Here is a 14,170-nt window from a genome sequence, read left to right on the forward strand (position 1 = left end):
CCAACAGAGCCAGCGGCGCCTTTAATTTTGTGAGCCTGTGAGCACACTTCTGACTTTTCGTCCGCACTTAAGCTTAGCTGCAGTATTTCCATGTATTCAGGCATTTTTTCTTGGAATACTTTAACGCTAGCGCGCACCATTTCATCCCCTATGGTATCAACTAACATCTGTAACAAGTCCATATCTAAAATGTTACTTAATGTTTTGTTAGGTTCAGGGCGCTCTACTTCGCCATCAATTTCAAGCGGTGCAGGTGGTGCATGGAACAGCTCGTTAAACACCTCGATAACGCGAGATTTTTTAATCGGCTTCGCAATGACGTCATCCATACCGTTTTCTAAGTATTCATCACGCTTTTTAATGACGTTTGCCGTTAGCGCCACGATAGGCGTTTGCATAACCAGATCTTCTTCAATAATCGTACTTGCCACATCGAATCCTGTCATGTCAGGCAATTGAATATCAAGCAAGATAAGGTCGTATTGGTTTTCCCTGACTTTGTCTATGGCTTCTTGACCGGTCATTGCTACATCGACTTTCTGGCCAAGCTTCTCGAGCAAGGCTTTAGCGACCATTACGTTCAATTCAATATCTTCTACTAACAAGATATTGAGCCCTGTCACTTGAAGCTGCGCGACTTTCATCGGGCTATTAGAAATCTGAACAGGCAACACAATTTCAAAACGGGTGCCTTTACCCACTTTACTTGAAACGTGAATTTCACCTTTCATCAAGTCGACCATTTGCTTACAAATTGCCAATCCAATACCGGTACCTGTGGCCGATTGGTGGTCAGGGTGATCAACCTGATAGTACATGGCAAAAATCTTATCAATTTCGCTTTCAGGAATACCTACGCCCGTGTCTTCAATCACAAATGTTACATACGCCTTATCACCATCAGGTTTCGTCGATGAAACCGTTAGACTTACGTGACCTTTTTGTGTGAACTTCACTGCGTTAAACAGGATGTTCCATAATATCTGACGAAGGCGCGTACCATCTATTTCAACAAGACGGGGAAGCGGCTCGTTAATTGTCGTTTTAAGCTCTAGCTGTTTGTCGGCTGCAAGTAGACGAATAATGCTGCTAAGTTCTTCGGTAAAGTCTTTCAACGATATGGTTTTTAGACTCAGCTCAAGCTTATCTCTGTCTAACTTATCAAGGTCGATAATATCGTTAAAAATATTACCTAATGTTATAGCGCTGGCGTATATCGTACTTACCCAGTTAAATTGTTCTTCACTCAACTCGGTATCACGCAGCATACGGCTTAAGCCCACAATACCATTTAGCGGTGTGCGTAGCTCATGACTTATGGTTGCGATAAAGCGAGTTTTGTCGGTACTTGCTTTTGCAGCAGCATTTTCAGCCTGCTTACGCTCAGTCATGTCTCGACCGAACGACAACAAGCCGAGGCGATTACCGTCTTTATCGAAGAAAGGTACACGCTTCATTTCGAAGTAACGACGACGTCCATCAGCAAAGCGAAGCCACAGCTCTTCTGTGATACTGGCGTTGGTTTCTAGAACTTCGTGATCACTCGCTACAATTTGGCGGGCAAGCTCTTCCTCATATACGTCTTTTGGCGTTAAGCCAAGCAGCTCTTGCTCGGTTTTGCCCGTCATAAGCTCCGCTATACGGTTACAACCAGCAAACCTGCCTTCTTCATTTCGGTAATATATTAAGTCTGGTGAGGCATCGATGATTGAACGTAACAAGGTTGATAAGCGGCGTGCTTGTGCTTCTTGTTCTGATTTATCCTGAATTTCTTTTTCTAAGTCTTTAAACAGCGCCTCACGCTCTTCTTGTGCTTGCTTGCGCTGCTCTATCTCGTGATTAAGCTGTCTGATGTTGCTTTGAAGTTCGCGGTTAAGAAAGACATCTTCTTCACGCAAACTTTCCAACTGGCTTACCACTTCCTTTAAGTTGGTACGTGAGTTTTCTAATTGCTTGATTAACTCACTAAAGAAATAAAGAACCCAAGGCGCAGATAACATGGTCAGTACTACAGCACTGATGAAGTCATCGGGCTGAACCTGGCTTCCCATGCTCACGCGAATTACGTATGAGCCCCCTAGCGTAAACACAAGCGAAAGAACAACAAACAATATGCTGAGCTTTAGAGTGCCAAAACGCTGAACAAATTGGGCAAAGCGAATTGCCCAAGAATCGTTTGGTGAATCTGAATGCATGTACGTCTAATTTAAGCTTATTTTGCGGTTATCCTATCAGGCTTTCCTCTTTTCGGGAATGCGGTTTGTCAAAGCATAACTCTGTGGCCCTGCTCAGAATTAGGATTTGAAAGGCGACTTTTCAGTAATTTCATTAATGTATTTGGTATTCACCCATCCCACCTTCGTGTAAGACACTTTCGCCCACTCCCCTCGCTTTTCCAGTATTTTTAGCACTTCGCCCTTATTCAAACCGTTCTCGACAGTTGGGTACGAAACATCTGGCCCTTTTCTCACATTCAGCGAATTGGCACTTACATTGGCCACCCGCTTTACAGGGCTAGCGAGATCCCGCTGAATTTGATCATGCGCCTCTCGCTGTGAATTCGAATCACTTGACTCAGTTGCCCACGTTTCACTATCACTTTGCAAAACAGCGGCTTTGAGTCTTTGAAGGGGAAAAGCGGGGCCAGGATCGACCTTTCGTGACGGCGCTATTTCTTCGTGCCCGACGATAGTAGAGATGTTGTAGTGGCTACACAACGCTTTACACAGCGATAGCGTCCTAACAATTTGTACGTCGGTGTACTTGTGCCAATAGCCCATAGACTGTTGGTTAATGTGCTGGGCAGCTAATACTTCATTCTCGCCAAAAATTTCGCCAAACCAACTTTCAAAGGTGCCGTCTCCTCTAGCCTTAAGCTGGCCGGCATTGTCTAATTCAATGCCGATAGAGTACTGATTCAAGCCACTACGCCCCTCGTAATAACTTTCTCCTGCGTGCCACGCTATTTTATTAGTCGGAAGCATTTGAACAATGTCACCATTGCGTCCAACGGCAAAGTGAGCTGACACACCGCTATCGGCATTGGTCAAGACATTCACCGAAGATGAAAGGCTACTACCGGCGGTAAAATGAATAACAATAGTATCGGGAGAGCCAGATTGAAAACGCCCAGATGTGTTAGGAGAAAGCCTGAAGGTGATATTGTCGCCAGTTAGAATATGATCATCTATACTAAATAAAGGCAGTGGTGAAGCATGTAGTGTATTCATACAATAATCCTTATTGTCTTAACAGCACGCCACCACAGTGAATTTTTATTCTTCGCCTTCCACATAAGCGTACACTCAATTCACACACAGGGCTCTCTATCAACATCCTTCAGCGCACCACGAGCCTTACCTGTGGTTAATTTTCAACCAATATAGCAAACTACTTATATTAGTGGAACCATAGCTTTACAAATTAATAAAAATACACCGCAAACCGCTATTGACAACATAAAACATCAATTTCAAAGCATATTTATTCATTAATAAAACGCAAATGAGAAGTAATATCATTTATAAGGGGTGAGTTATTCACTTTGCAATACTGATAACATTTTTGTTACAAACATAAATGACGACACGTAAGAAACTGATTAATATATATTTAATTATATTTATACTAATTCACTATAAAGCTTATACTTTTAGCGTTTGATTTTAGTTTTTAATGTGGGTATTTTGTACGGCCCGCATCGCAATAATGCATAAAAATGCGGAAACGACTGGAATCCTCTAATAATAAAATAACGACAAGAAAGGCGCACGCCGCGAGCAATACCGCTCGCAGGCATAAAAGACGTCTAATAATGTTGTGATACGCAAACCTAGGCGCATCTACACGCAACGCATACCTTGCCCAGTCAAAAGGTTGAAGGAGTTAAGAGATGAGTTTATATAATCCCAATGATTCCCGGGACAACTGTGGGTTTGGCTTAATCGCTCACACTCATGGGGAAGCCAGTCATGAATTGGTAACTACTGCAATACACGGTCTTGACCGTATGCAGCATCGTGGCGGTATCGCCGCCGACGGGAAAACCGGTGACGGCTGTGGTTTATTACTACAGAAACCGGATGCGTTCTTCCATGCAATCGCCGAAGAAAATGGCTGGAAACTCAGCAAAAAATACGGCGTGGGCATGATTTTCTTAAGTCAGGACCCGGTACTTGCGCAAGCCGCGCGTGAAGTACTTAATGAAGAACTAGAAAAAGAAACACTTTCAGTAGTGGGTTGGCGCGAAGTGCCTGTCGACCACTCAGTACTGGGTGAATTAGCGCTAACGGGTGTTCCACAAATTGAACAGGTATTTGTGAACGCGCCAGCAGGTTGGAGAAAACGCGACCTTGAGCGTCGTTTGTATATGATCCGCCGCCGCGCTGAAAAACGTCTTGAGAAAGATCCCGATTTTTACGTAGCTTGTTTGTCGGGCTTGGTAACGATCTACAAAGGCTTGGTAATGCCAAAAGATTTACCCGCCTTTTATCACGATCTTGCCGATGAGCGTATGCAAAGCGCAATTTGCGTTTTTCACCAACGCTTTTCAACAAATACACTACCACGCTGGCCGCTTGCTCAGCCTTTCCGCTTCCTTGCGCACAACGGTGAGATTAACACCATTAAAGGAAACCGCGACTGGGCCATGGCACGTGCTGCTAAATTCGCAACGCCACTTATTCCAGATCTTAAAGATGCAGCACCTTTTGTTAATACTGAAGGTTCAGACTCATCATCGCTGGATAACATGCTGGAGCTATTCTTAGCCGGCGGTATGGATTTATTCCGTGCTATGCGGTTACTTGTTCCACCCGCCTATCAAAACAACAAGACCATGGACGATGATCTTCGTGCATTTTACGAGTTTAACTCTATGCACATGGAACCATGGGACGGCCCAGCGGGTATCGTTTTAACTAACGGTCGCCACGTTGCCTGTAACCTTGATAGAAATGGTCTACGTCCTGCTCGTTACGTTATTACTAAGAACGGTTTCATTACCCTAGCCTCAGAAGTAGGTATCTGGGATTACGAGCAAGCTGACGTAATTGAAAAAGGCCGTGTAGGCCCAGGTGAAATGCTTGCTGTAGACACATACACAGGCAAAATCTGGCGCTCTACTGAAATTGATGAAGACTTAAAAGCACGTCACCCTTATAAAGAGTGGCTAGATAAGCATATTCGTCGACTTACACCAATTGAAAAGCTTGATGCGTCATTAATTGGTAAACGCGTGTTTGACGACGATGCCATGGCGGTGTACCACAAGCTACACGCCTACAGCTATGAAGAAATTCAACAAGTTGTAAAAGTACTCGCGAAAGACGGTCAAGAAGCCGTTGGTTCAATGGGTGATGACACGCCAATGGCGGTTATGTCCTCGCGTCAACGTACGGTTTACGACTATTTCCGTCAGCAATTCGCACAGGTTACTAACCCGCCTATCGACCCGCTACGTGAAAACCACGTTATGTCGTTGGCAACCTGTATTGGCCGCGAGCAAAACGTATTTAGCGAAACCTCAGGTTACGCTGACCGCGTATTGTTTGACTCGCCAGTGCTAATGTATACCGACCTTAAGCAACTGCGCGAATTTAACCCAGACAACTACTACTCAGAAGTCGTGGAGCTTCAGTATGCGCCGCAAGAAGGTTTGAAGAAAGCCATCGAGCGCGTGTGTAACGAAGTCGAGATGCTGGTTAAAAACAAGCGTGCTGCGTTCGTTATTCTGTCTGACAGAAACATTAAACAAAATCGCTTGGTTATCCCTGCAGCAATGGCAGTTGGTGCGGTACAACGTCGCTTAGTTGAAAAGTCATTGCGCTGCGATGCTAACGTTGTTGTTGAGACAGCAAGTGCCCGCGATCCACACCATTTCGCGGTGTTGATTGGCTTAGGTGCCACTGCGGTTTACCCATTCCTAGCATATGAAACTATTGAGCAGCTTTGTGAAAAAGGCGAGCTAGATATTTCTCCTATGCAGGCCACGTTGAACTACCGTAAGGGTATCAACAAAGGCTTGTACAAAATCATGTCGAAAATGGGTATTAGCACTGTTGCTAGCTACCGTAGCTCTAAACTGTTTGAAGCAGTGGGTATTAACAACGAAGTGATGAAGTTATGCTTTAAAGGTGTGACCTCACGCATTCAAGGTGCGGGCTTCGATGATTTCCAGCAAGATCTTATCAACCTAAACCGTATTGCTTGGCTTAAGCGTAAGTCTGTCGATCACGGCGGCTTGCTTAAATACGTGCACGGTGGCGAATATCACGCCTATAACCCAGACGTAGTCAGTACGCTTCAAAAGGCTGTGGTGTCTGGTAACTACGACGACTACCAGCAATATGCAAAGCTTGTTAACGAGCGTGCGCCTGCGCACATTCGCGACTTGCTAGCTATAAACCCTGATTGCGACCCTATTGATATTAGTGAAGTAGAAGCACCGGAAAACTTATTCCCACGCTTTGATACTGCGGCAATGTCAATTGGTGCACTAAGCCCTGAAGCGCATGAAGCGCTAGCGATTGCCATGAACCGCCTGGGCGGTCAGTCTAACTCTGGGGAAGGTGGCGAACACCCTTCTCGCTTTGGAACTGAAAAGAACTCTAAAATTAAGCAGGTGGCTTCAGGTCGCTTTGGTGTAACGCCTCACTATTTGGTTAACGCAAACGTTATTCAAATTAAAGTGGCGCAGGGTGCAAAACCGGGTGAAGGCGGTCAGCTTCCTGGCGATAAGGTAAATAAATACATCGCACAGCTACGTTTCTCTGTGCCGGGTGTAACCCTTATTTCACCACCACCACACCACGATATTTACTCAATTGAAGATTTGGCACAGCTAATTTTCGATTTGAAACAGGTTAATCCAACGGCACTTATATCCGTTAAGCTAGTATCTGAGCCGGGTGTTGGCACCATTGCAACAGGTGTAGCGAAAGCCTATGCCGACCTTATCACCGTTTCAGGTTACGACGGCGGTACAGGTGCAAGCCCGCTAACATCAGTTAAATATGCGGGTAGTCCGTTCGAGCTTGGCTTATCTGAAACTCAGCAAGCACTTATTGAAAACGGCTTACGTCATATATGACGTAAGCCGTTTTCAATAAGTGCTTGCTGAGTTTCAGATAAGCCAAGCTCGAACGGACTACCCGCATATTTAACTGATGTTAGCGGGCTTGCACCTGTACCGCCGTCGTAACCTGAAACGGTGATAAGGTCGGCATAGGCTTTCGCTACACCTGTTGCAATGGTGCCAACACCCGGCTCAGATACTAGCTTAACGGATATAAGTGCCGTTGGATTAACCTGTTTCAAATCGAAAATTAGCTGTGCCAAATCTTCAATTGAGTAAATATCGTGGTGTGGTGGTGGTGAAATAAGGGTTACACCCGGCACAGAGAAACGTAGCTGTGCGATGTATTTATTTACCTTATCGCCAGGAAGCTGACCGCCTTCACCCGGTTTTGCACCCTGCGCCACTTTAATTTGAATAACGTTTGCGTTAACCAAATAGTGAGGCGTTACACCAAAGCGACCTGAAGCCACCTGCTTAATTTTAGAGTTCTTTTCAGTTCCAAAGCGAGAAGGGTGTTCGCCACCTTCCCCAGAGTTAGACTGACCGCCCAGGCGGTTCATGGCAATCGCTAGCGCTTCATGCGCTTCAGGGCTTAGTGCACCAATTGACATTGCCGCAGTATCAAAGCGTGGGAATAAGTTTTCCGGTGCTTCTACTTCACTAATATCAATAGGGTCGCAATCAGGGTTTATAGCTAGCAAGTCGCGAATGTGCGCAGGCGCACGCTCGTTAACAAGCTTTGCATATTGCTGGTAGTCGTCGTAGTTACCAGACACCACAGCCTTTTGAAGCGTACTGACTACGTCTGGGTTATAGGCGTGATATTCGCCACCGTGCACGTATTTAAGCAAGCCGCCGTGATCGACAGACTTACGCTTAAGCCAAGCAATACGGTTTAGGTTGATAAGATCTTGCTGGAAATCATCGAAGCCCGCACCTTGAATGCGTGAGGTCACACCTTTAAAGCATAACTTCATCACTTCGTTGTTAATACCCACTGCTTCAAACAGTTTAGAGCTACGGTAGCTAGCAACAGTGCTAATACCCATTTTCGACATGATTTTGTACAAGCCTTTGTTGATACCCTTACGGTAGTTCAACGTGGCCTGCATAGGAGAAATATCTAGCTCGCCTTTTTCACAAAGCTGCTCAATAGTTTCATATGCTAGGAATGGGTAAACCGCAGTGGCACCTAAGCCAATCAACACCGCGAAATGGTGTGGATCGCGGGCACTTGCTGTCTCAACAACAACGTTAGCATCGCAGCGCAATGACTTTTCAACTAAGCGACGTTGTACCGCACCAACTGCCATTGCTGCAGGGATAACCAAGCGATTTTGTTTAATGTTTCTGTCAGACAGAATAACGAACGCAGCACGCTTGTTTTTAACCAGCATCTCGACTTCGTTACACACGCGCTCGATGGCTTTCTTCAAACCTTCTTGCGGCGCATACTGAAGCTCCACGACTTCTGAGTAGTAGTTGTCTGGGTTAAATTCGCGCAGTTGCTTAAGGTCGGTATACATTAGCACTGGCGAGTCAAACAATACGCGGTCAGCGTAACCTGAGGTTTCGCTAAATACGTTTTGCTCGCGGCCAATACAGGTTGCCAACGACATAACGTGGTTTTCACGTAGCGGGTCGATAGGCGGGTTAGTAACCTGTGCGAATTGCTGACGGAAATAGTCGTAAACCGTACGTTGACGCGAGGACATAACCGCCATTGGCGTGTCATCACCCATTGAACCAACGGCTTCTTGACCGTCTTTCGCGAGTACTTTTACAACTTGTTGAATTTCTTCATAGCTGTAGGCGTGTAGCTTGTGGTACACCGCCATGGCATCGTCGTCAAACACGCGTTTACCAATTAATGACGCATCAAGCTTTTCAATTGGTGTAAGTCGACGAATATGCTTATCTAGCCACTCTTTATAAGGGTGACGTGCTTTTAAGTCTTCATCAATTTCAGTAGAGCGCCAGATTTTGCCTGTGTATGTGTCTACAGCAAGCATTTCACCTGGGCCTACACGGCCTTTTTCAATTACGTCAGCTTGCTCGTAATCCCAGATACCTACTTCTGAGGCTAGGGTAATGAAACCGTTCTTAGTAATAACGTAACGAGCAGGACGTAGACCATTTCTATCAAGGTTACAGGCAACGTGGCGACCGTTAGTTAAAACGATACCCGCTGGGCCGTCCCATGGTTCCATGTGCATAGAGTTAAACTCGTAAAATGCACGAAGATCATCGTCCATGGTCTTGTTGTTTTGATAGGCGGGTGGAACAAGTAACCGCATAGCACGGAATAAATCCATACCGCCGGCTAAGAATAGCTCCAGCATGTTATCCAGCGATGATGAGTCTGAACCTTCAGTATTAACAAAAGGTGCTGCATCTTTAAGATCTGGAATAAGTGGCGTTGCGAATTTAGCAGCACGTGCCATGGCCCAGTCGCGGTTTCCTTTAATGGTGTTAATCTCACCGTTGTGCGCAAGGAAGCGGAAAGGCTGAGCAAGCGGCCAGCGTGGTAGTGTATTTGTTGAAAAGCGTTGGTGAAAAACGCAAATTGCGCTTTGCATACGCTCATCGGCAAGATCGTGATAAAAGGCGGGTAAATCTTTTGGCATTACCAAGCCTTTGTAGATCGTTACCAAGCCCGACAAACAAGCTACGTAAAAATCGGGATCTTTCTCAAGACGTTTTTCAGCGCGGCGGCGGATCATATACAAACGACGCTCAAGGTCGCGTTTTCTCCAACCTGCTGGCGCGTTCACAAATACCTGTTCAATTTGTGGAACACCCGTTAGCGCTAATTCACCCAGTACTGAGTGGTCGACAGGCACTTCGCGCCAACCCACTACTGAAAGTGTTTCTTTTTCTAGTTCTTCATTAAGTACTTCACGCGCGGCTTGCGCAAGTACCGGGTCCTGACTTAAGAAAATCATGCCCACGCCGTATTTTTTGCTGAGTTTCCAGCCATTTTCTTCGGCGATTGCATGGAAGAACGCATCCGGTTTCTGTAGTAATAAACCACAGCCGTCACCGGTTTTCCCGTCGGCGGCGATACCGCCACGATGCTGCATACGGTCAAGACCGTGTATTGCAGTAGTTACCAATTCATGACTGGCTTCCCCATGAGTGTGAGCGATTAAGCCAAACCCACAGTTGTCCCGGGAATCATTGGGATTATATAAACTCATCTCTTAACTCCTTCAACCTTTTGACTGGGCAAGGTATGCGTTGCGTGTAGATGCGCCTAGGTTTGCGTATCACAACATTATTAGACGTCTTTTATGCCTGCGAGCGGTATTGCTCGCGGCGTGCGCCTTTCTTGTCGTTATTTTATTATTAGAGGATTCCAGTCGTTTCCGCATTTTTATGCATTATTGCGATGCGGGCCGTACAAAATACCCACATTAAAAACTAAAATCAAACGCTAAAAGTATAAGCTTTATAGTGAATTAGTATAAATATAATTAAATATATATTAATCAGTTTCTTACGTGTCGTCATTTATGTTTGTAACAAAAATGTTATCAGTATTGCAAAGTGAATAACTCACCCCTTATAAATGATATTACTTCTCATTTGCGTTTTATTAATGAATAAATATGCTTTGAAATTGATGTTTTATGTTGTCAATAGCGGTTTGCGGTGTATTTTTATTAATTTGTAAAGCTATGGTTCCACTAATATAAGTAGTTTGCTATATTGGTTGAAAATTAACCACAGGTAAGGCTCGTGGTGCGCTGAAGGATGTTGATAGAGAGCCCTGTGTGTGAATTGAGTGTACGCTTATGTGGAAGGCGAAGAATAAAAATTCACTGTGGTGGCGTGCTGTTAAGACAATAAGGATTATTGTATGAATACACTACATGCTTCACCACTGCCTTTATTTAGTATAGATGATCATATTCTAACTGGCGACAATATCACCTTCAGGCTTTCTCCTAACACATCTGGGCGTTTTCAATCTGGCTCTCCCGATACTATTGTTATTCATTTTACCGCCGGTAGTAGCCTTTCATCTTCGGTGAATGTCTTGACCAATGCCGATAGCGGTGTGTCAGCTCACTTTGCCGTTGGACGCAATGGTGACATTGTTCAAATGCTTCCGACTAATAAAATAGCGTGGCACGCAGGAGAAAGTTATTACGAGGGGCGTAGTGGCTTGAATCAGTACTCTATCGGCATTGAATTAGACAATGCCGGCCAGCTTAAGGCTAGAGGAGACGGCACCTTTGAAAGTTGGTTTGGCGAAATTTTTGGCGAGAATGAAGTATTAGCTGCCCAGCACATTAACCAACAGTCTATGGGCTATTGGCACAAGTACACCGACGTACAAATTGTTAGGACGCTATCGCTGTGTAAAGCGTTGTGTAGCCACTACAACATCTCTACTATCGTCGGGCACGAAGAAATAGCGCCGTCACGAAAGGTCGATCCTGGCCCCGCTTTTCCCCTTCAAAGACTCAAAGCCGCTGTTTTGCAAAGTGATAGTGAAACGTGGGCAACTGAGTCAAGTGATTCGAATTCACAGCGAGAGGCGCATGATCAAATTCAGCGGGATCTCGCTAGCCCTGTAAAGCGGGTGGCCAATGTAAGTGCCAATTCGCTGAATGTGAGAAAAGGGCCAGATGTTTCGTACCCAACTGTCGAGAACGGTTTGAATAAGGGCGAAGTGCTAAAAATACTGGAAAAGCGAGGGGAGTGGGCGAAAGTGTCTTACACGAAGGTGGGATGGGTGAATACCAAATACATTAATGAAATTACTGAAAAGTCGCCTTTCAAATCCTAATTCTGAGCAGGGCCACAGAGTTATGCTTTGACAAACCGCATTCCCGAAAAGAGGAAAGCCTGATAGGATAACCGCAAAATAAGCTTAAATTAGACGTACATGCATTCAGATTCACCAAACGATTCTTGGGCAATTCGCTTTGCCCAATTTGTTCAGCGTTTTGGCACTCTAAAGCTCAGCATATTGTTTGTTGTTCTTTCGCTTGTGTTTACGCTAGGGGGCTCATACGTAATTCGCGTGAGCATGGGAAGCCAGGTTCAGCCCGATGACTTCATCAGTGCTGTAGTACTGACCATGTTATCTGCGCCTTGGGTTCTTTATTTCTTTAGTGAGTTAATCAAGCAATTAGAAAACTCACGTACCAACTTAAAGGAAGTGGTAAGCCAGTTGGAAAGTTTGCGTGAAGAAGATGTCTTTCTTAACCGCGAACTTCAAAGCAACATCAGACAGCTTAATCACGAGATAGAGCAGCGCAAGCAAGCACAAGAAGAGCGTGAGGCGCTGTTTAAAGACTTAGAAAAAGAAATTCAGGATAAATCAGAACAAGAAGCACAAGCACGCCGCTTATCAACCTTGTTACGTTCAATCATCGATGCCTCACCAGACTTAATATATTACCGAAATGAAGAAGGCAGGTTTGCTGGTTGTAACCGTATAGCGGAGCTTATGACGGGCAAAACCGAGCAAGAGCTGCTTGGCTTAACGCCAAAAGACGTATATGAGGAAGAGCTTGCCCGCCAAATTGTAGCGAGTGATCACGAAGTTCTAGAAACCAACGCCAGTATCACAGAAGAGCTGTGGCTTCGCTTTGCTGATGGACGTCGTCGTTACTTCGAAATGAAGCGTGTACCTTTCTTCGATAAAGACGGTAATCGCCTCGGCTTGTTGTCGTTCGGTCGAGACATGACTGAGCGTAAGCAGGCTGAAAATGCTGCTGCAAAAGCAAGTACCGACAAAACTCGCTTTATCGCAACCATAAGTCATGAGCTACGCACACCGCTAAATGGTATTGTGGGCTTAAGCCGTATGCTGCGTGATACCGAGTTGAGTGAAGAACAATTTAACTGGGTAAGTACGATATACGCCAGCGCTATAACATTAGGTAATATTTTTAACGATATTATCGACCTTGATAAGTTAGACAGAGATAAGCTTGAGCTGAGTCTAAAAACCATATCGTTGAAAGACTTTACCGAAGAACTTAGCAGCATTATTCGTCTACTTGCAGCCGACAAACAGCTAGAGCTTAAAACGACAATTAACGAGCCGCTTCCCCGTCTTGTTGAAATAGATGGTACGCGCCTTCGTCAGATATTATGGAACATCCTGTTTAACGCAGTGAAGTTCACACAAAAAGGTCACGTAAGTCTAACGGTTTCATCGACGAAACCTGATGGTGATAAGGCGTATGTAACATTTGTGATTGAAGACACGGGCGTAGGTATTCCTGAAAGCGAAATTGATAAGATTTTTGCCATGTACTATCAGGTTGATCACCCTGACCACCAATCGGCCACAGGTACCGGTATTGGATTGGCAATTTGTAAGCAAATGGTCGACTTGATGAAAGGTGAAATTCACGTTTCAAGTAAAGTGGGTAAAGGCACCCGTTTTGAAATTGTGTTGCCTGTTCAGATTTCTAATAGCCCGATGAAAGTCGCGCAGCTTCAAGTGACAGGGCTCAATATCTTGTTAGTAGAAGATATTGAATTGAACGTAATGGTCGCTAAAGCCTTGCTCGAGAAGCTTGGCCAGAAAGTCGATGTAGCAATGACCGGTCAAGAAGCCATAGACAAAGTCAGGGAAAACCAATACGACCTTATCTTGCTTGATATTCAATTGCCTGACATGACAGGATTCGATGTGGCAAGTACGATTATTGAAGAAGATCTGGTTATGCAAACGCCTATCGTGGCGCTAACGGCAAACGTCATTAAAAAGCGTGATGAATACTTAGAAAACGGTATGGATGACGTCATTGCGAAGCCGATTAAAAAATCTCGCGTTATCGAGGTGTTTAACGAGCTGTTCCATGCACCACCTGCACCGCTTGAAATTGATGGCGAAGTAGAGCGCCCTGAACCTAACAAAACATTAAGTAACATTTTAGATATGGACTTGTTACAGATGTTAGTTGATACCATAGGGGATGAAATGGTGCGCGCTAGCGTTAAAGTATTCCAAGAAAAAATGCCTGAATACATGGAAATACTGCAGCTAAGCTTAAGTGCGGACGAAAAGTCAGAAGTGTGCTCACAGGCTCACAAAATTAAAGGCGCCGCTGGCTCTGTTGG

Annotated in this window: 4 protein-coding genes and 2 pseudogenes; 3 read left to right on the forward strand and 3 right to left on the reverse strand. The window is 45.0% G+C overall.

The features are described 5' to 3' along the window. Together arcB (QVA83_RS11270) and QVA83_RS11275 are read right to left on the reverse strand one after the other, a co-directional pair. A partial coding sequence (arcB, locus tag QVA83_RS11270) for an aerobic respiration two-component sensor histidine kinase ArcB (protein ID WP_287498469.1) occupies positions 1-2,195 on the reverse strand: 2,195 nt, incomplete at its 3' end. Positions 2,196-2,294: 99 nt separating this feature from the next. Continuing rightward, positions 2,295-3,230 (reverse strand): N-acetylmuramoyl-L-alanine amidase, encoded by a 936-nt coding sequence (locus tag QVA83_RS11275; RefSeq protein ID WP_014950542.1) that lies wholly within the window; start codon positions 3,228-3,230, stop codon positions 2,295-2,297. A gap of 662 nt (positions 3,231-3,892) precedes the next feature. On the opposite strand from QVA83_RS11275, the pseudogene gltB (QVA83_RS11280) reads away from it, so the two are divergent. Continuing rightward, a pseudogene (gene gltB / locus QVA83_RS11280) lies at positions 3,893-7,084 on the forward strand (glutamate synthase large subunit); the annotation flags it as partial. 2 nt (positions 7,085-7,086) lie between these two features. Here the strand turns inward: gltB (QVA83_RS11280) and gltB (QVA83_RS11285) are convergent. Then, a pseudogene (gene gltB / locus QVA83_RS11285) lies at positions 7,087-10,278 on the reverse strand (glutamate synthase large subunit); the annotation flags it as partial. A 662-nt stretch (positions 10,279-10,940) separates the two neighbouring features. Here gltB (QVA83_RS11285) and QVA83_RS11290 point away from each other — a divergent pair. Together QVA83_RS11290 and arcB (QVA83_RS11295) are read left to right on the forward strand one after the other, a co-directional pair. Then, positions 10,941-11,876 (forward strand): N-acetylmuramoyl-L-alanine amidase, encoded by a 936-nt coding sequence (locus QVA83_RS11290; protein ID WP_014950542.1) that lies wholly within the window; start codon positions 10,941-10,943, stop codon positions 11,874-11,876. Positions 11,877-11,975: 99 nt separating this feature from the next. After that, a partial coding sequence (arcB, locus tag QVA83_RS11295) for an aerobic respiration two-component sensor histidine kinase ArcB (RefSeq protein WP_287498469.1) occupies positions 11,976-14,170 on the forward strand: 2,195 nt, incomplete at its 3' end.

This window comes from Alteromonas sp. AO-Serp (assembly GCF_017849675.1).
In the GTDB taxonomy this organism is placed as follows: domain Bacteria; phylum Pseudomonadota; class Gammaproteobacteria; order Enterobacterales; family Alteromonadaceae; genus Alteromonas; species Alteromonas macleodii.